General features: G+C 70.9%; 13 protein-coding genes. 9 read left to right on the top strand and 4 right to left on the bottom strand.

Going from position 1 to position 18853, the window contains the following annotated elements:
- Positions 1-169 precede the first annotated feature (169 nt).
- Positions 170-2437 (bottom strand): M4 family metallopeptidase, encoded by a 2268-nt coding sequence (locus tag AB0D46_RS10465; protein ID WP_362876896.1) that lies wholly within the window; start codon positions 2435-2437, stop codon positions 170-172.
- Positions 2438-2819: 382 nt separating this feature from the next.
- Between AB0D46_RS10465 and AB0D46_RS10460 the strand changes: the two genes are divergently transcribed.
- The gene (locus tag AB0D46_RS10460) at positions 2820-4307 is read left to right on the top strand and encodes a sugar transferase (protein WP_362876895.1); all 1488 of its coding nucleotides are present in this window, start codon (positions 2820-2822) and stop codon (positions 4305-4307) included.
- Between the two features lie 14 nt (positions 4308-4321).
- Here AB0D46_RS10460 and AB0D46_RS10455 read toward each other — a convergent pair whose 3' ends face one another.
- Positions 4322-5266 carry a GDP-L-fucose synthase gene (locus tag AB0D46_RS10455; protein ID WP_362876894.1) on the bottom strand — a complete coding sequence of 315 codons (945 nt, stop codon included), beginning with the start codon at positions 5264-5266 and terminating at the stop codon, positions 4322-4324.
- A 290-nt stretch (positions 5267-5556) separates the two neighbouring features.
- Between AB0D46_RS10455 and gmd the strand changes: the two genes are divergently transcribed.
- The 4 genes from gmd (at position 5557) to AB0D46_RS10435 (ending at position 10882) form a co-directional block, all read left to right on the top strand.
- Positions 5557-6570: a GDP-mannose 4,6-dehydratase gene (gmd, locus tag AB0D46_RS10450; RefSeq protein WP_362876893.1), complete on the top strand. Its 1014-nt coding sequence runs from the start codon at positions 5557-5559 to the stop codon at positions 6568-6570.
- A 244-nt stretch (positions 6571-6814) separates the two neighbouring features.
- Positions 6815-9592, top strand: coding sequence for a LamG-like jellyroll fold domain-containing protein (locus AB0D46_RS10445; RefSeq protein ID WP_362876892.1), 2778 nt, complete (start codon positions 6815-6817; stop codon positions 9590-9592).
- Positions 9593-9677: 85 nt separating this feature from the next.
- Complete coding sequence (locus AB0D46_RS10440; RefSeq protein ID WP_362876891.1) at positions 9678-10373, top strand: hypothetical protein; 696 nt, start codon at positions 9678-9680, stop codon at positions 10371-10373.
- A 290-nt stretch (positions 10374-10663) separates the two neighbouring features.
- Complete coding sequence (locus AB0D46_RS10435) at positions 10664-10882, top strand: DUF6458 family protein (RefSeq protein ID WP_362876890.1); 219 nt, start codon at positions 10664-10666, stop codon at positions 10880-10882.
- A 120-nt stretch (positions 10883-11002) separates the two neighbouring features.
- Here the strand turns inward: AB0D46_RS10435 and AB0D46_RS10430 are convergent, their stop codons facing one another.
- Both AB0D46_RS10430 and AB0D46_RS10425 read right to left on the bottom strand, forming a co-directional pair.
- Positions 11003-12121 (bottom strand): glycosyltransferase, encoded by a 1119-nt coding sequence (locus AB0D46_RS10430; protein ID WP_362876889.1) that lies wholly within the window; start codon positions 12119-12121, stop codon positions 11003-11005.
- Positions 12118-12657, bottom strand: a complete 540-nt coding sequence (locus AB0D46_RS10425) for a WcaF family extracellular polysaccharide biosynthesis acetyltransferase (protein ID WP_362876888.1) — start codon at positions 12655-12657, stop codon at positions 12118-12120. Before AB0D46_RS10425 ends, AB0D46_RS10430 begins: the two co-directional genes overlap by 4 nt.
- 107 nt (positions 12658-12764) lie before the next feature.
- Here AB0D46_RS10425 and AB0D46_RS10420 point away from each other — a divergent pair, with 107 nt between their 5' ends.
- From AB0D46_RS10420 to AB0D46_RS10405, 4 genes are all read left to right on the top strand, one after another.
- Positions 12765-14264 (top strand): hypothetical protein, encoded by a 1500-nt coding sequence (locus AB0D46_RS10420; RefSeq protein WP_362876887.1) that lies wholly within the window; start codon positions 12765-12767, stop codon positions 14262-14264.
- A 362-nt stretch (positions 14265-14626) separates the two neighbouring features.
- Positions 14627-15922 carry a transglycosylase family protein gene (locus tag AB0D46_RS10415; RefSeq protein WP_362876886.1) on the top strand — a complete coding sequence of 432 codons (1296 nt, stop codon included), beginning with the start codon at positions 14627-14629 and terminating at the stop codon, positions 15920-15922.
- 51 nt (positions 15923-15973) lie between these two features.
- Positions 15974-17422, top strand: coding sequence for a peptidoglycan DD-metalloendopeptidase family protein (locus AB0D46_RS10410; protein WP_362876885.1), 1449 nt, complete (start codon positions 15974-15976; stop codon positions 17420-17422).
- A gap of 58 nt (positions 17423-17480) precedes the next feature.
- Positions 17481-18853, top strand: a 1373-nt coding sequence (locus AB0D46_RS10405; protein WP_362876884.1) for a CHAP domain-containing protein, incomplete at its 3' end; no start/stop codon positions are given.

Raw genomic sequence — 18853 nt, 5'->3', positions numbered from 1 at the left:
ACGGGCCGCCCGGCGGACACGGCCCCGGTGATCGCCCGTCAACCCGTCGGCCGAGGCACCCCGCCGTCGCCGTCGCCCGGACGTGGAACAGGGCCGCCCGGGGAGGTCTGCTCCCGGGCGGCCCCGTGATCTTGCGGTTCAGCCGTGGTTCACCTCAGGACCCGGTGGGTCAGAAGGTGAGTTTCCAGCTGTCGATCTTGCCGACGTCGGCGGACGCGAGGTCCGCGACACGGAGCTTCCAGACACCCTGGGCCACCTCGGAGGAGGCGTTCACGGTGAACTGCTGGACGATGTTGTCCGCGCTGCCGCCGGTGCGGTTGCGCAGGTTGTAGACGGAACCGTCGGGGGCGACCAGGTCGACCTTCAGGTCACCGACGTAGGTGTGGAGGATGTTGACGTCCACCTTGAGGGCGCTGGAGGCGTTCCCCGTACGGTTCACCGTGATCGGCGACTCGACCGTGGAGTTGTCCGCGATCGCGTAGTCGGTCGTGTTCTCGAACACGCTCGGCTGCGTGGTGCCGACGGTCCAGGTGAAGGCCGCCGTACCGGTCTTGGCCTGCGAGTCGGTCACCGTGACGGTCACGTTGGACGTGCCCGCCGTGGAGGCCGTGCCCGAGATCAGGCCGGTGGAGGAGTTGATCGACAGACCGGCCGGCAGGCCGGACGCCGCGTAGCTCAGCGCACCCGGGTTCGTGCTGTTCGCCTGGATCTGCAGGCTCACCGCGCTGCCCGTGACGGTGTTCTGGTTGCCGGGGTTGGTGACCGTCACGCCGTTGGCGATGCGGGCACCGACGGCGATGCCGGCCCAGGCGTTGGCCACGTTGTTGTACGTGGTCGAGCCCTGGCCGTACAGGTCGGCGGCGGCCTGGAGGGTGGCGGTGCGGGCGGCGGCGTAGTTCGTGTTCGACTTGAAGTAGCCGACCGTCAGCGCGCGGAACCAGATCTTCGAGGCGGCGTCACGGCCGATCGCGGTGACGGGCAGGCCGTCGGCGGTCGGGGAGTCGTAGCTGACGCCGTTGACGACCTTGGCGCCCGAACCCTCGGAGGCCAGGTAGTACCAGTGGTTGGCCGGACCCGAGGAGTAGTGGACGTCGATGCCGCCCAGACCCGAGTACCAGGAGTCCTTGGACGAGCCGTCCTTGCTCGGCTTGTCCATGTAACGCAGCGGGGTGCCGTTGCCGCGGATGTCGATCTTCTCGCCGACCAGGTAGTCGCCGACGTCCTGCGGGTTGTTGGCGTAGAACTCGACGGCCGCCGCGAAGATGTCGGAGGTCGCCTCGTTCAGGCCGCCGGGCTCACCGCTGTAGGTCATGTTGCCGGTGACCGAGGTGAGGCCGTGCGTCATCTCGTGCGCCGCGACGTCGGTGGAGGTGAGCGGCTTGGCGTTGCCGTCACCGTCGCCGTACGTCATGCAGAAGCAGGAGTCGTCCCAGAACGCGTTCACGTAGTTGTTGCCGTAGTGGACCCGGCTGTACGGCGAGATGCCGTCGTTGCGCAGGCCGTTGCGGCCGTGGACGTTCTTGTAGTAGTCCCACGTCACCTGGGCGCCGTAGTGCGCGTCGGCGGCCGCGGTCTCCAGGTTGGAGGCGGCGCCGTTGCCCCAGACGTCGTCCGGACCCGAGAAGAGGGTGCCGGTGCCCGACGAGCCGCGGTTGAGGTTGTACGTCTTGTGGTTGCCGCGGGCGGCGTCGGTCAGCGTCCAGTTGCTGCCCGACTGCGAGGACCCGAGCGTCACCTGACCGCTGTACATGGTGTTGCCGGTGCCGGTCTCGACGGCCTGCCACTCGGTGATCTTGGCGCCGGTCCTGGCGTTGGTCACCACGTGCAGTTCGTTCGGGGTGCCGTCGTGCTGGAGGCCGCCGACGACGGTCTCGAACGCGAGGACCGGGGCGCCCTCGGCCGCCCAGATCACCTTGCGGGCGTTCTTGGAGGCCTTGGCCTCCTTCGAGCCCTCGGCGTTGGCGGCGGAGACGGCCTGGCTCTCGGCGGCGGCCGGCGTGACCGAGGCGGTGGTGTCCGCGACCTTGATCTCGTGGTTGGTCGCCTTGGTGACGCCCTTGGTGACACCGCCCTTGGCATGGACGGTGAGGTCACCACCGAGCACGGGCAGACCGTCGTAGGTCCGCTCGTACGAGGTGTGCGTGGTGCCGTCCGCGTCCTTGACGACGTCGCGGACGACCAGCTTCTCGCCGGAGCCGAGGCCCAGGGCCTTGGCCGCCTGCACGGTGGTGGAGTTGGCCTCGGCAAGGAGCGTCGCACGCTCCGAAGCGCTGAGTTTGAGGTTGGCCGCGCCCGGGTTGGGCTGGGCTGCCGCACTGGCCTGCGACGCGGTGGCGTCGGCGGTGGCACTGCCGGCCTGTATGCCTACGGCGAGCAGTGCTGCCGCGGCGACGAGCGCTCCGGCCGCGGTGGCACGCCTCTGGGGGGTGGGACTCAACGCAGACTCCTTCTGCAAGGGGGGTTCCGGACGGCTGGGTAGGGCCTCCGGGCAGATCAGGGCTGGTGCGATGAACGGTCGAAGAGTGCCATCTGCGGGCCGTGATGTCAGGGCCGCGTCAAAAGGTTGGCTGGAAACGGTCCGTTGTCCGAAGATACGTATCCGGTATCCGAACCATTCACCTTCGCGTGCGAAAGGGGTGTCCCATATGCGGAGTGGTTGATACCGGTTTCTAACACTTGGGCAACGAGCGCTCGCGTTAACGCAAACGGCATTTACCGTACGGGTGTTTGTCGTACTGTTTGCCGGTGCGACAGTCGCTCGTTGCCAGGGGAAGCCGCGGGCACGCGCCATCGTCATAGACCACGTGCCAGGGGGGCCCATGAGGCATGTCCATTTTCCTGCGCAAAGGGTGGCCAGAGCAGTCTCCGAGTCGGAGGGGCCGGCGAAAGCCCCGGCGCGGCGGCTCGGTGACAAGGCCCGCTGGTACCTGCCCGCAGCCGTCACGGCCGACTTCGTCGGCGCCGCCGTGCCCGTCGGCCTCGTGTTCGAGGCCGCGCAGCAGGCCCGGCCCGTCTATTGCGCCGTCGGCGCGGCCCTGGCTTGGACCGGCGTGCAGGCGCTGAGGCGCCGTTACACCTCGCGCGTGCTCGGAGAATCCCGCGGCGTCCTGCCCGTCCTCCATGACTGGCTGATTCTCATCGGGGTCCTGGCCGTCGCACGCGTGGTGACGGGCGAGAGCACCCCCCGACTGGCGGCCCTCGGGGCGCTGCTGCCGGCGCTGCTCATCACCGTCGCCTGCCACAAGCTCACCTACCGCCACCTCTCGGCAGCCCGCCGCGAGGCGCACGCCGTCAGCCGGGTCCTGGTCGTCGGCGAGCCCGAGGCGGCCGAGCACGTCATCGCCCACCTCGCCGCGCGCACCGACCACCCGTACGTCGTCGTCGGCGTGGTTCCCGTCGGCGCCGGGGCCCTGACCAGCGGAACGCCCATCGCCGCACGGCTCGACGACGGGATGCCCGAGGCGTCGAACGCCGACTCCGTCGCCGTCCTCGGCGCCGTCCGCAGCCACCAGGCCGACCTCGTGCTCGTCGCGCCCGGCGTGCGGATCGGGGGGGAGCGGCTGCGCCGCGTGGCGTGGGCCCTGCACGACGAGGGCCTCGAACTCGCGGTGTTCCCGGGACTGGTCGAGATATCCGTCAAGCGGCTGGAAACCCTGTCCGCCGGCGGACTCGCCGTGCTGCGCATCGCGCCGCCCGTGCGCCGCGGCGTGCAACCCCTGCTCAAGTCGGCGCTGGACCGCATCGGCGCCGGGGTCGGCCTGATCCTGCTGTCGCCGATGTTCCTCGGCGTCGTGCTGGCGATCCGGCTGGGCTCGCGCGGCCCCGCCTTCTACAGCCAGCACCGCATCGGCCGCGACGGCGAGCCCTTCGTCATGTGGAAGTTCCGCACGATGGTGGTGGACGCCGACCAGCTGAAGGCGAAGCTCTCCGGGGCCAACGAGAACGACGGCCTGATGTTCAAGATGCGCCGCGACCCCCGGGTGACCCGGGTGGGTCGGGTGCTGCGCCGCACCTCCATGGACGAACTGCCCCAGCTGCTGAACGTGCTGACCGGCAGCATGTCACTGGTGGGCCCGCGCCCGCCGCTGCCCGAGGAGGTGGCGGAGTACGACGAGGTCGAGCTGCGCAGGCTCTCGGTGAGGCCCGGGATGACCGGGCTGTGGCAGATCAGCGGACGCTCCGACCTGTCCTGGGACGAAACAATTCAGCTGGATCTCCAGTACGTCGACAACTGGTCCTTCACCAGCGATGTCGACGTGATGGGCCGTACCCTCCGCGCCGTCGTCGACGGTCGCGGAGCGTACTGAGGGCCGCGGTGGAGTCAGCTCTGGTCGAGCCACCAGCGGTAGGTGGCGGCGATGCCGTCCCGCAGCGGGATGCCGGGCTTCCAGCCCAGCGAGGTGAGGCGGCCGACGTCCAGCAGCTTGCGCGGCGTTCCGTCGGGCTTCGAGGTGTCCCAGGCGAGCGTGCCCCGGAAGCCGGTCACCTCGGCGACCGTCTCGGCGAGGGCCTTGATCGTCAGGTCCTCGCCGCAGCCGATGTTGACGGGCTCGTCGCCGTCGTAGCGCTCCAACAGCACCGCGCAGGCCGCCGCGAGGTCGTCGACGTGGAGGAACTCGCGGCGCGGGGTGCCCGATCCCCACAGCGTGACCTCCTCGCGCCCCTCGGCCGCGGCCTCGTGGAAGCGGCGGATCAGCGCGGGCAGGACGTGCGAGGTCTCCAGGTCGAAGTTGTCGCCCGGACCGTAGAGGTTCGTCGGCATGGCCGAGATGTACGAGGCCCCGTACTGCTTGCGGTACGACTGGACCTGCACGATGCCGGCGATCTTGGCCAGGGCGTACGCCTCGTTCGTGGGCTCCAGCGGACCGGTCAGCAGCGCGTCCTCGCTGATCGGCTGCGGGGCCAGCTTCGGGTAGATGCAGGACGACCCGAGGAACAGCAGGCGTCCGACGCCGGCCGCGTGCGACCCGGCGATGACGCTGAGCTGGATCTTGAGGTTGTCCTCCAGGAACTGCACCGGGTAGGTGCTGTTGGCCATGATGCCGCCGACCTTGGCGGCGGCCAGCACGACCGCGTCCGGGCGTACGTCCCTGAGGTGGGCCTCGGTCGCCGCGGCGTCGCGCAGGTCGAGGTCGGCCCGGCCCCGGGTGAGCACCTCGTGGCCGTCGGCGGTCAGCCGACGCACGACCGCGGAACCGACGAGGCCGCGGTGGCCGGCGACGAAGACGCGGGCGTGCGGGGGCAGGAGCGGCAGCGAACTTGTCATACCGCCGATGATGCCAGTCCGCCGCCGCGCGTCCGCCCGCGGTCAGCAACCGGCAGCGCGGCGGCGGACGCGCGGGCCCGTACGCGGCCGCCCTCCACGGGGGCGGCGACCGCCGCACCGGCCGGGGGCGGAATCCGCCGCAAAGCCCGCCGCAACGGACGTGTACGGTACCCATCCGGCCCCGGGCCGCGGCCCGAACGCTCGGTGCGCCCCCTGCCGGGGCTCGACCCGCGCACATCCCGAGGCACCGCCTCACCACGACGAACAGCAACCACCACCAGGGGGACCCCATGGGCAAGACCGCGCTGATCACCGGCGTCACCGGGCAGGACGGCTCGTACCTCGCAGAGCTGCTGCTCTCCAAGGGCTACACGGTGCACGGGCTCGTGCGGCGCTCGTCCAGCTTCAACACGGAGCGGATCGACCACGTCTACCAGGACCCGCAGACCGCCAACCGGTCCTTCGTCCTGCACCACGCCGACCTGTCCGACGGCGTCGCCCTGGTGAACCTGCTGCGCGACATACGCCCCGACGAGGTCTACAACCTCGGCGCGCAGTCCCACGTCCGCGTCTCCTTCGACGCCCCCCTGTACACCGGTGACGTGACCGGGCTCGGCGCGCTGCGCCTGCTGGAGGCCATCCGGGCCAGCGGCGTGGACACCCGGATCTACCAGGCCTCGTCCTCGGAGATGTTCGGCGCGACCCCGCCGCCGCAGAACGAGGGGACCCCGTTCCACCCGCGCAGCCCGTACGGCGCCGCGAAGGTCTTCGCTTACTGGACCACGGTGAACTACCGCGAGGCGTACGACATGTTCGCGGTCAACGGGATCCTCTTCAACCACGAGTCCCCGCGCCGCGGCGAGACCTTCGTGACCCGCAAGATCACCCGCGCCGTCGCCCGCATCAAGGCCGGTCTCCAGGACCACCTCTACCTGGGCAACCTCGACGCCGTCCGCGACTGGGGCTACGCCCCCGAGTACGTCGACGCGATGTGGCGGATGCTCCAGGAGGACGAGCCGACCGACTACGTGGTGGCCACCGGAGTCGCCGCCACCGTCCGCGAGTTCGTCGAGTCCTCCTTCACGCACGCCGGCCTCGACTGGAACGAGCACGTGCGCTACGACTCCAAGTACGAGCGCCCCAGCGAGGTCGACGCCCTCATCGGCGACGCCTCCAAGGCGCGGGAGATCCTCGGCTGGAAGCCGTCGGTCCTGGTGCCCGAATTGGCCCGGATCATGGTGGACGCCGATATCCGTCAGGTCGAGGACCAGCTGGCGGGCGCGACGGTCCGCATCGACCGCTGAGGGCTTATATTGCCCCTACGATTTGCCGTGTCCCGGTCATTGCCGCGCCATTTCGCGGCCTGACCGGGGCAAACCTGCCGTATGTCCGAAGTGCACCCTCCTCGTGAACCTTGTTGATTCCAAGTTGGTATGCAATGGGTCAAGTGAGGTGACCGGGCCCTCGCGTGAGCCCTAGTCTGCGCCAGTACATATGGCTGTTCGGATAATTTCAGCCATCAAACCGGGCTTTTGCCCTGGGGGGCTCATGCGTAGATCCAGAGGGCTGACTGCTGCCCTCGTCCTGTCACTGGCCGGCGCCGGCGCCGGCATCGGCCTGGTGCTGATGCCCGAGGCGTCGGCCATCACGCCGCCGGTGGCATTCACGGCCGACGAACTGCCCACCTGGCAGCCGAACGGCATCGTCTTTGCGATGGACCAGGCGAACGGAACCGTTTTCGCCGGCGGCACCTTCTCGGCGGTCAGCCCGCCGGTGGGAGCCGGTAGCGGCACCGAGCAGGAAGCTGTGAACTTCGTGGCGCTGGACGCCGCCACGGGCAACCCGACCTCCTGCAAGCTGGCCTTCACGGTCGGCGAGGGCACCGCCACCGTGCGGGCCCTGGTCGTCTCGAAGGACAAGAAGACCCTGTACGCGGGCGGCTACTTCGGCGCCGTCAACGGCACCCCGGTCTCCAGCGTCGCGGCGATCGACATCGAGACCTGCACCCCCAAGGCATCGTTCCACCCGAGCTTCCCCGCCACCGTGCGCGCGCTCGCCGTCACGGACGACACGCTGTACGCGGGCGGCGACTTCAACACCGTCGAGGGCCAGACCCGCGAGCGGTTCGCCGCGGTCGACGCCTCCTCCGGTGTGCTGAAGCCCTTCGTCGCCAACGCCGACGAGCCGGGCCGCGCCATCGAGATCAGCAACGACGGCAAGAACGTCCTGCTCGGCGGCGACTTCTTCTCGGTCAACAACGCGAACTCGCACGCGCTGGCCGTCGTCAACGCCACCACGGGCGCGGTCACCAAGACGTACGGCAACATCCCGTCCAACTCGGTCGTCAAGGACATCTCGGCCGACGAGACGGGCTACTACACGGGCAACGAGGGTTCCGGCGGTGGCGTCTTCGACGGCCGCATCGGTCTGAACCTCGACTTCAGCGAGAAGTGGCGCGACCGCTGCCTCGGCGCGACCCAGTACGTCCTGCCGTACGACGGAGTCCTCTACAGCTCCTCGCACGCACACGACTGCTCCACCGAGCTGGAGTTCCCCGACGGCAAGCGGAACTTCCTGCTGGCCCAGCGGACCAACCACGAAGGCGTCGCCCCCGCGCCGGTGGACGGCTTCGTCCGCGGCCCGCGCAAGCTCGGCTGGCACCCCAACGCCAACGACGGCATCGGCGAGGGCATCGGCCCGCGCGTCATGTCCGTCGCGCAGAAGGGCGACGTCAAGTACATGTGGGTCGGCGGTGAGTTCACGCTCATCAACGGCGAGCCGCAGCAGGGCCTGACCCGCTTCGCCTCCACCGGCGACGTCGGCGCGCCGACCACCCCGGTCGCCAGCGCCGCCAGCGTCAAGCCCGGTGAGGCCCAGGTCCGCTGGCGCACCAGCTACGACCAGGACGACAGCAAGCTGACCTACCGGATCTACCGGAACGGCTCGGGCACCCCGATCGCCACGGTCAACGCCGACTCCCTGGAGTTCGAGCGCCCGCAGGCCTCCTGGAACGACACGACGGTCAAGGCCGGCCAGGCCTACACCTACCGCGTCACCGCCACCGACGCCGCCGGCAACACCAGCGCCCTGTCGGCGAACGTCTCCGTGACGATCCCGACCTCGGTCCAGGCGTACCCGGACAAGGTCCGCAGCGACGGCGCCCAGCTGTACTGGCGCTACGACGACACCGTCAGCCCGTACGTCGCCGACTCCTCCAACGGTGGCAACACCAGCGGCATCCAGGTGAACGCCCCGACGCTGCGCCAGAGCCCCGGCGCCGTCTCCGGCTCCAGCACGGCGATGGGCTTCAACGGCACCAGCCAGCAGGTGTACAGCGACCACCGCCAGTCGGTCGGCTCCACCTACACCATCGAGACGTGGTTCAAGACGAACACCACGCGCGGTGGCAAGCTGATCGGCTTCGGCAACGACACGACCAGCAGCAGCGGCTCGTACGACAAGCACCTCTACATGACCAACACCGGACGTCTGATCTTCGGCGTCTACAACGGGTCGACCCGCACCATCTCCACCGGTCTGTTCGACTCGTACAACGACAACAAGTGGCACCACGTCGTCGGTACGCAGGGCCCCGGCGGCATGACCCTGTACGTCGACGGTCAGAACAAGGGCACGAACAGCGCCACGAACTTCACCCCGTACGCCGGTTACTGGCACGTCGGCGGTGACAACCTCGGAAGCTGGCCGACCCGCCCGACGAGCAACTACTTCGCCGGACAGATCGACGAGACGGCCGTCTACCCGACGGTGCTCACCCAGGCACAGGTCAAGAGCCACTACGACCTGGCCAAGGCGCCCACCGACACGGTCTCCAAGGTCGTCGCGGCCGAGGACACCTACATCAACCAGGGCGCCCCGAACGCCGCCTACGGCACGTCCACCTCGCTCGCGGTGCGCGGCACCTCGGCGTACGAGACGTACCTGCGCTTCACCCTCCCGGCCGCACCGTCCGGGCAGGTCCTGAAGGCCGCCTCGCTCCAGTTCAAGACCAGCTCGCAGGCGGGTGCCGGCACCGCCGACACCGTGTCCGTGGTCCCGGTCACCGGCACCTGGAGCGGCGCGGGCACGACGTTCAACACCAAGCCCACCCTCGGCACCACCCCGCTCGGCAGCATCGCGGGCGTGCCGGACGGCTCGGCCATCCAGAGCGTCGAACTGGACACCGCCGCGGTCTCCGCGGTGCTCGGCACCAGCTCCAGCCTGGGCCTGACGAGCACGGGCACCGACCCGATGTGGCTCTGGTCCTCGGAGTCGACGGCCGCGGACGCCGCCCCGCAGCTGATCCTCACCTTCGGCCCGAAGTAACCGCCGAGCGCGTACGGGGCCCGGTCACCACCGGGCCCCGTACGCCTCTCCACCCCGAGTACCCAGTGAGTACGGGAGCCACCTGATGTACCGACGCTCCGCAGCGGCTGCTGTTCTGCTGGCCGCCGCCCTGACGCTGACCGCCTGCTCCTCGGGCGACGGCAAGGCCGACGCCGAGGCGGCGGTCAAGCCGAAGCCGCCGGCCGCCTCCCCGGTCCCCGACCCGGCCGACGCCTCACCGACGCCATCCGCGCCGGCCGCGTCGGTGGCGCCCGACGCCAAGCCGACGGGCCCGGTCGTGCCGGACCCGAAGCTCACCCCGAAGACGGGCAGCTTCAAGGACAACGAGAAGAAGTACCTCAGCGGCCGGGTCCCCGCGAAGATGGACCCGGCGGCCGTCCTGCAGACCGGTGAGGAGTCCTGCCAGCGCGTGGAGCGCACCGCGAAGCGGGACAAGGACGCGGCGACCGGGGCCATCATCTCCGGTGAGATCACCGGGGCGAAGGACGCGATCACGCACCTGTGCCCGGAGCAGAAGCCGATCCTGGCCGCCGCGGAGAAGGGCTTCGGCGACGGATCCCGCAACGCGCCCGCGGCGGGCACCTACCGGGCGCTGACCCAGAACGTCGCCTGCACCTGGGAGGCGAAGGGCAAGGACGGCTCGATCCTGGCCTCCGGCCCCGAGACCCCGCCCAAGGCGGGCGACAGGATCACGGCCACGATCCCCGGCGGCACCGCCACGTTCAACTCCACGGGCTGCTACGCCTGGATCCCCGCCTAGTGCTGTGACCGGAAGGGTCCACCGGTCGCGGCGCCCGGCACGGCACCTCGCCGCTTTGTCGGACCACGGAAGTACGTCCAGTACGAGCCGCGGCCCGCCGCCTTGCGACGCACCGCACCGAACACCGCGACCCGGCAAACCTTTCCGGCCACAGCACCAGTCCGTACGGTCCTGGCCTCCCGCACCACCACGAAACGCCGTCGCAGCCACAACACCCGGGCAGCGACGGCGTTTTCGTGCCCGCGTTCGGGGTACCCGCGCGGTCACACGACACAGCGGAGGCGAATCCTATGCGGGGCATCGGCGGTTGCATCGCCCTGATCGTGGTGGGGGCCATCCTCACCTTCGCGAGCGACTGGGAGCTGGAGAGCGTCAACCTCGACCTCGTCGGCCTCATCATGATGGCGGCCGGCTGCGTCGGCCTCGCCGTCTACGCGAGCGTCCTCAAGCGCCGCCGCGCCATGGCGGCCTTCCCGGTGGTCGACAACCACCACCGGGACCCCCTCTAGACCGCCCCCCGGCGCCCCCACGGCGCCCACCGACCCACGCCCCCGACCGGCCGCGATGCGGCCGTCCCGGGGGCCCCTTCGAGCCGCGCGGCCCCCACCGTACCGAGGGGGCCCCGGGGCTCAGGGGTGGAGTGCGCCCTCGTACACCGGCAGGAGGGTGTTCAGGACCGCGTCCATCGAGAAGGAGGCGGCGGCGAGTTCGCGGGACGCGAGGGAGGCCTTGCGGTTGGTCTCCGGGTCCAGGAGGTCCAGGACCGCGCGGGCCACGCCCTCCGGCCCCGGGTCCACGGCGCGGCCCGCGTCGGCCGCCGCGACGTCGCGGGCCAGACCGTTGGAGTGGGTCACCACCGGGGGCACGCCCACCGCGAGGGCCTCCAGCACCGACATCGGGAACGGCTCGTCCACCGACGGCAGGACGTACACGTGCGCCCGGCGCAGCTCGGCGAGCACCTCGGCGCTCGACAGCGCCCCCGGCACGGTGAACCGCTCGCCCAGGCCGAGCGCCTCGATCCGGGCGCGGACGGCCGCGAGTTCGCCCTCGTCGGGGCCCGCCACCACGAACCGCGCGTCCGGGTGGACGGCCAGCACCGCCGGGGCGGCGTCCACGAAGTCCACCGGCCGCTTGCGGGCCTGGAGCCGTGCCGAGTACAGGATCCGCGGCGGGCCCTGCGGGGCGGGCCGCTCCGCCTGCGCCGGGGTGCCGTTGACCAGCCGTACGGCCCGCTCCAGCGGCGATCCGACCACCGCGTCCAGGCCCTCCCGTTCGTGCGGGGTCAGGTACAGCACCGCGTCGGCGCCGCGCAGCAGGCGGCGTACCGCCACCGCGTCCAGCACCTTCGCCAGCGCCTTGCCGCTCGGGTCGACCATGCCGTGGGTCTGGAGCACCAGCGGCTTGCCGGCGCGCAGCGCGGCCAGCGCGACCGGCAGGGTGACCAGGTCCCGCGCCAGGTGCACGTGCACCACGTCGGCCTCCCGGACCAGCCGGCCCGCCGACGCCAGCAGGGCCGGCGAGGTCATCCCGCTGAAGCCGAGGGGGAGGATCCGTCGGGCCGGGAACAGTTTGGCCGGAACGCCCTCCACGTCGGTGGGCCACGGCGCGGGGAAACCCTCGCCGAGCGCGAGCAGCCGGGCCTCGTGACCCCGGGCCCGCAGCCCCTTGGCGAGGTTCAGCGCGACCCGGACCGGCCCGCCGAAGGCGTGCGAGGGGGAGTGCAGGGTGACGGCGTGCAGAACTCTCACTTCGGCTCCTCGACCGGACGGCGCCGGCCGTCCTGGGTCTGCAGGGTCAGTTCCGGCAGGTCCTCGTGCACGACGGCGCCCGCGCCCGCGACCGCGCAGCGGCCCACGGTCACCCCGGCCAGCACGGTCGCCCGTACGGCCACCCACGCGCCGTCCTCGACGGTGATCGGGGCGTTGCGGTAGCGGAAGTCGGCGGCCCGGTGGTCGTGCGAGCCGGTGCACAGCATCGACTCCTGCGACAGGCACACGTTCGCCCCGATGGTCACCGGCTCCAGGTTCAGCAACCAGGCGCCCTCACCGATCCAGGTGTGGTCCCCGACGGTCAGCTTCCACGGCCACAGCACCCGCACCTTGTGCCGGATCAGAACGCCCTCGCCGATCTTCGCCCCGAAGGCCCGCAGCAGGGCCACGCGCCACCGCGCCGGACAGCACCAAGCCATGAACACCGTGTTCATCACGGCGAACCAGAGCGCCTGCGTCAGCAGCCCGCGCCCCTTGTCGTACCCGGCCAGCGTGAAGGCAGGAAGATCACGCAACAGTCGCCCCTCATCGTCCACCCCGACGCGCCTCCCCGGGCGCAGCCCGCTCAGACTAGACTGCGCGCGGATCACGCACAGGGGTGGGGGCAAGAGTGGCTACGGACATGCGCAAGCCCACCGTCACACCCGCACGGCCCCCCGTCGAGGACGAGGCGAAGTGGGGCAGGGTCACCACCCCGCGCACGCTGCTGTCCCGCGCGCTGTCCGTCCCGCTCGCCCTCGGCTTCACCGTCTTCCTGCCGTTCTTCGTCGCCGTCCAGTCCGGCGCCGGCGCCCGCGACGCGGCCTTCTGGCTCCAACTGCTGCTCACCATGTACGCCGGCGCCCGACTCTCGGCGATGGTCCTCACCAGTCGTCGCAAGCTCCTCCAGGGCTCCTTCTGGCTCTTCGTCTACATGGCCATGGGCGTGGCCCCCCTCGCCCAGGCCGTACTCGGCCAGGTACCGACCCCGGTCGTCGGACCGCGCTCGGACCTCACCGTCGCCGTCGGCCTCGTCCTGCTCGGCTGCACCGCCTTCGACGTCGGCGTGCTGCTGGCCCGCCACCGGCCCACCGGCCGCGCGGGCGGCTCCCAGAAGGAACCGCGGCCGGTCATGGCGCACCGCCGCCGGCTCCAGCTGCTGACCGTCCTCGCCTTCCTGTGCAGCGCCGCCTTCATCGTGAAGCTGGGCGGCCCGACCGTGTTCTTCTCCAGCCGGCAGGAGATCATCGCCGGCATCGAGGAGGCGGGCGTATCCAACGGCGACGGCCAGGCCGGCCAGGCCCTGCTGCGCGGCTTCGGCACCGTGCCGGCGCTGCTCGCGCTGCTGCTGTACACGCGCTGGCTCATCACCTCGAAGTTCGCCCGCCGCAAGGTGTCGGTCATCGTGACCTGGGCCGCGCTCGCCGGGCTGAACCTGATCGTCAACAACCCGATCTCCAACCCGCGGTACTGGTTCCTCACCGTCATGTTCGCGTTGCTGTTCACCGTCTTCCCGGTGAGCGCCGCGATGTACCGGGTGGCCCTGTCGATGGCCGTGGTGATCGCCCTCCTGGTGTTCCCGTTCGCGGACCGCTTCCGCTACGACGAGAAGAACTACAAGCCGGTCGAGACGACGTCGTTCCTGGAGCCGATGGCGCTCAAGGACTACGACCAGATCGGCATGTTCGCCAACACCATCACCTACTCCAACTCCGGGCCCGGCCACTTCTACGGCCGCCAGCTCGCCGGATCGATCTTCTTCGCCGTGCCGCGCTCGATGTGGCCGGGCAAGCCGCGCGACACGGGCGTGATGGTCGGTACCTGGATGGGCACCGTCAACACCAACCTCTCCTCCCCGATCTGGGCGGAGCTGTGGATCGACTTCGGCCCGCTCGGCATGGGCGCCGGACTGCTCGGCATGGGGTACGCAGCCGCCCGCGTGGACCGCCGCTACGCCAAGCGCGCCACCCGCCGCTCACCCCCGGGCAGCCTGATCTCCGTCGTCGTCCCGCTCGTCGCCGGGTACTCCTTCATCCTGCTGCGCGGCCCGCTGCTCCAGGCCTCGGGCCGGGTCGCCATCGCCGCGCTGTGCCTCGCGCTGGTGGCGACGTACCGTCAGGACGGGGCCACCACCCTGCGCTGACGCGCGCGGGGTTGCCGCCGGGGCATCCCTCCGCAGGGCCCGCCTGCCGGCTCCGCACGGCCGGCTCCGCTCGCCCCGCTCCGCTCGCCCGTCGCCCGCGAGCGGAGCTTCGGCATGTCCGGGAGCCGACGTCGGTGACGCCTCCCCGATGGCTGGTTCCAGCCCCGGCGGACGCTTCAGGCCGGGGCCGCTTTCGGCCGGCCGGAACCCCTGGATCGGCCTCCGACCAGCGGACATGATCGTGTCAACGGCCCGCAGGGGCCGGGGGAACACCGGGTGGTGCGGCCGAAAACGCGTACCCCCGGGCACCGCTCCACTGCGCGTCCGCAGCACATCCACGTCATCATCCCGGGGGATCCGCCATGCCTGCTCGCCGTCGAACCACCGCGCTCGCCTCGCTCACCGCCACCGTCGCCATCGGCGCGTCCGTCGCACTCCCGCTGGGCACCACCTCGGCCTCGGCGGCCAGCGTGGCGACCTGGGACAAGGTCGCCCAGTGTGAGAGCTCGGGCAACTGGAGCATCAACAACGGCAACGGGTACTACGGCGGCCTCCAGTTCTCCGCGTCGACCTGGCGGGCCTTCGGCGGCACGGCGTACGCCGCGTACGCACACCAGGCCACCAAGAAGCAGCAGATCCTGATAGCCGAGAAGGTCCTGGCCGTTCAGGGGCCGGGCGCCTGGCCGAGCTGCGGCCGCAGCAGGGGACTCGGCACCGACCACGCGAACCCGTACCCCGACGCCCCCACCCCGCCGGCCCCCGCGCAGTCCTGGAAGGCGCAGGTGCTGGTCGACTCCGGCAACGGCCTGCACCACGCGACGCGCTTCGCCGACGGCACCTGGACCCGCTTCGGCAACGTCGAGGGCGAGGCGGCCGCGGTACCCGGCGGCGTCCGCGCCGTCGCGGAAGCCGGCATCAACGGTGACACGCACGTCCTCGCCGTCAGCAACGAGGGCAAGCTCCACCACACCGTCCGCTTCGCGAACGGCCAGTGGGCCGGGTTCGGCGATGTCCACGCGGCGGCCGGTCAGTTGGCGAACGTGACGCAGGTGGCGGCGGCTTCGGTGGGTGCGGAGCTGCAGGTGGCGGTGGTGGCGGACGGGAAGGTGTACCACACGGTGCGCCGGGCGGACGGCAACTGGACTCCGCTGGCGGCGGTGGGTAACCCGGCGGGTGACAAGCCGGTGACGAAGGTGGCGATGGCCCGTACGGGCTCGGACGTGCAGCTCGTGGCGGTGGCCGACGGGGTCCTGCACCACACGGCGCGGTTGGCGAACGGTACGTGGCTGGGTTGGGGTGACGTGTCCGCGGAGGGTGCTCCGGCCGCCATCGCGGACGTCGCGATCGCCGGTACGGGCAATGACCTCCAGGTGGTTCTGACGGCCGAGAACGGTGCGAAGCAGTACCACGGTGCTCGCTTCTTCAGCGGTGAGTGGGTGTTCAACTCGCTGTCCCCGGTGGTGTCCGGTGTGACCGTGGCGGACGTGTCCGCGGCCGCCGTCAACGACGAGCTCCAGGTGGCGTTCGTGGCCGCGGACGGGCGGGTCCTGCACACGGTCCGACAGGTCAGCGGCAACTGGACCGGCGTCGGCTCCGTCGACCTGACCGGTGTTCCCGCCGCCCGCGACGGCGTCGCCCTCACCGGCACCTTCAACTGACCCGCGCCGACCCGCGCCGCGCCCCCCACCCCGAACTTTCGAGGAATCCTCATGTCTCTCGCCTTCTCCCGCCGCGTCCTGACTTCCGCCACCGGCCTGGCCCTGGCCGCCTCCGGTCTGGTCGCCTTCGCGGCCACGCCCTCGCACGCGGCGGGCCCCGCCTACCAGATGCCCTTCAGCTGCCAGCAGTCCTGGCTGGGCAAGACGTACGGCGGCCACAGCCCCTCCACCCTCTCCATCGACTGGACGCGGGGCTCCTCGACGGAGAACCAGCCGGTCCTCGCCAGCGCCGACGGCACCGTCAGCGTCGTGAAGTCCCTCACCACCAGCTACGGCAAGTACGTGGTCATCGACCACGGCGGCGGCTCCAAGACGCTGTACGCCCACCTGAACGACCACGACGTCACCGTCGGACAGCGCGTCACCCGAGGCCAGAAGATCGGCATCGTCGGCAACACCGGCAACTCCACCGGGGCCCACCTGCACTACGAGCAGCAGTACCAGGGGACGGTCAAGCAATCCGTCTTCAACGGCGTCCCGTTCAGCATGGGTTCGACGCTCAGCAGCAAGAACTGCGGCGAAGTGGAGACGCCACCCGCGCCGACCCGCCAGTGGCGGGCCCAGTTCGCGGTGGAGGCGGGCGGGGGGCTGTTCCACGGCGTCCGCAACCCGAACGGGACCTGGTCGAAATTCGGGAACGTCCAGAACGAGGGCGGCGACGTCCCCTCGGGCGTGCGGACCACCGCCGAGGCCGGCATCGACGGGGACACCCACCTGGTCGCCGTCAGCAACGAGGGCAAGCTCTACCACACCGTCCGCTTCGCCGACGGTTCGTGGGGAGGCTTCGGTGACGTGAACGCCGCGGCCGGTCAGTTGGCGAACGTGACGCAGGTGGCGGCGGCTTCGGTGGGTGCGGAGCTGCAGGTGGCGGTGGTGGCGGACGGGAGGGTGTACCACACGGTGCGCCGGGCGGACGGCAACTGGACTCCGCTGGCGGCGGTGGGTAACCCGGCGGGTGACAAGCCGGTGACGAAGGTGGCGATGGCCCGTACGGGCTCGGACGTGCAGCTCGTGGCGGTGGCCGACGGGGTCCTGCACCACACGGCGCGGTTGGCGAACGGTACGTGGCTGGGTTGGGGTGACGTGTCCGCGGAGGGTGCTCCGGCCGCCATCGCGGACGTGGCGATCGCCGGTACGGGCAATGACCTCCAGGTGGTTCTGACGGTCGAGAACGGTGCGAAGCAGTACCACGGAGCCCGCTTCTTCAGCGGCGACTGGGTGTTCAACTCCCTCTCCCCGGTGGTGTCCGGAGTGACGGTCACCGATGTCGCGGCGGCCGCCGTCAACGACGAGCTCCAGGTGGCGTTCGTGGCCGCGGACGGGCGGGTCCTGCACACGGTCCGTCAGGTCAGTGGCAACTGGACCGGCGTCGGCTCCGTCGACCTGACGGGCGTCACGGGCACCCGTACCGGCGTCTCGATCACCGGCACCTACAACTGACCCGGCACGGGCCGCTCCTCCCCCTCACCCGACTTCTTCCACAAAGGACCTCTCCCTCATGTTCAAGGCCAAGCAGTCCGCCCGTAGCCGCTCCCTCCTCCTCGCCGCCGTCGTGCTCGCCCCGATGCTGGGGATGGCCTCGGCCCAGTCGGCGGCGGCCAACGCCCCCAGCGTCGCGGACATCGCACGCAACCAGGTCGGCAACAACTGCACGCCGTACTACGGATGCGTGTACCCGTCCGCCTGGTGCGCCGAGTTCTCCCGCTGGGTCTGGAAGCAGGCCGGCGCGAACACCAGCGGCCTCAACGCGGCCGCCGCGTCCTTCCACAGCTACGGCCAGAAGAACGGAACCCTGCACACCAGCGGACCGCGGATAGGCGACGCGGTCCTGTGGGACGACGACGGTTCGGTCTCCGGCGAGGCGAACCACGTCAGCCTGGTCGTCGGAGTCTCCTCCGACGGCTCGCAGATCCAGACCGTCGGCGGCAACGAGAGCGGCAAGGTCTCGTACAAGAACTGGTTCAACTGGCGGACCTACAACAACCCGGGCGCGGGCAAGGCCCTCGCCTTCGTCTCACCGGTGGGCGTACCCGGAACCCCGCCGCCGGTGGTGACGCCGCCCGCGCCGTCCGGACAGTGGCGGGCCCAGGTCGCCGTGGAGGCGGGCGGGTCGCTCCACCACGGCGTCCGCAACCCGAACGGAACCTGGTCGAGCTTCGGGAACGTCGACAACGAGGCGGGCGAGATCCCCTCGGGCGTCCGGACCACGGCCGAGGCCGGCATCAACGGCGACACGCACGTCCTCGCCGTCAGCAACGAGGGCAAGCTCCACCACACCGTCCGCTTCGCGAACGGCCAGTGGGCCGGGTTCGGCGATGTCCACGCGGCAGCCGGTCAGTTGGCGAACGTGACGCAGGTGGCGGCGGCTTCGGTGGGTGCGGAGCTGCAGGTGGCGGTGGTGGCGGACGGGAAGGTGTACCACACGGTGCGCCGGGCGGACGGCAACTGGACTCCGCTGGCGGCGGTGGGGAACCCGGCGGGTGACAAGCCGGTGACGAAGGTGGCGATGGCCCGTACGGGCTCGGACGTGCAGCTCGTGGCGGTGGCCGACGGGGTCCTGCACCACACGGCGCGGTTGGCGAACGGAACGTGGCTGGGTTGGGGTGACGTGTCCGCGGAGGGTGCTCCGGCCGCCATCGCGGACGTCGCGATCGCCGGTACGGGCAATGACCTCCAGGTGGTTCTGACGACCGAGAACGGTGCGAAGCAGTACCACGGTGCTCGCTTCTTCAGCGGTGAGTGGGTGTTCAACTCGCTGTCCCCGGTGGTGTCCGGAGTGACCGTGGCGGACGTGTCCGCGGCCGCCGTCAACGACGAGCTCCAGGTGGCGTTCGTGGCCGCGGACGGGCGGGTCCTGCACACGGTCCGACA

This window comes from Streptomyces sp. NPDC048383 (genome assembly GCF_040651775.1).
In the GTDB taxonomy this organism is placed as follows: Bacteria; Actinomycetota; Actinomycetes; order Streptomycetales; family Streptomycetaceae; genus Streptomyces.
This window is presented reverse-complemented; position numbering and strand designations above follow the sequence as displayed.

What these genes read in the sequence shown, in the direction of transcription:
- AB0D46_RS10460 (WP_362876895.1), top strand. Translation starts at nt 2,820, where the DNA reads ATGAGGCATGTCCATTTTCCTGCGCAAAGGGTGGCCAGAGCAGTCTCC.
- AB0D46_RS10455 (WP_362876894.1), bottom strand. Translation starts at nt 5,266, where the DNA reads ATGACAAGTTCGCTGCCGCTCCTGCCCCCGCACGCCCGCGTCTTCGTC.
- gmd (WP_362876893.1), top strand. Translation starts at nt 5,557, where the DNA reads ATGGGCAAGACCGCGCTGATCACCGGCGTCACCGGGCAGGACGGCTCG.
- AB0D46_RS10445 (WP_362876892.1), top strand. Translation starts at nt 6,815, where the DNA reads ATGCGTAGATCCAGAGGGCTGACTGCTGCCCTCGTCCTGTCACTGGCC.
- AB0D46_RS10440 (WP_362876891.1), top strand. Translation starts at nt 9,678, where the DNA reads ATGTACCGACGCTCCGCAGCGGCTGCTGTTCTGCTGGCCGCCGCCCTG.
- AB0D46_RS10435 (WP_362876890.1), top strand. Translation starts at nt 10,664, where the DNA reads ATGCGGGGCATCGGCGGTTGCATCGCCCTGATCGTGGTGGGGGCCATC.
- AB0D46_RS10420 (WP_362876887.1), top strand. Translation starts at nt 12,765, where the DNA reads ATGCGCAAGCCCACCGTCACACCCGCACGGCCCCCCGTCGAGGACGAG.
- AB0D46_RS10415 (WP_362876886.1), top strand. Translation starts at nt 14,627, where the DNA reads ATGCCTGCTCGCCGTCGAACCACCGCGCTCGCCTCGCTCACCGCCACC.
- AB0D46_RS10410 (WP_362876885.1), top strand. Translation starts at nt 15,974, where the DNA reads ATGTCTCTCGCCTTCTCCCGCCGCGTCCTGACTTCCGCCACCGGCCTG.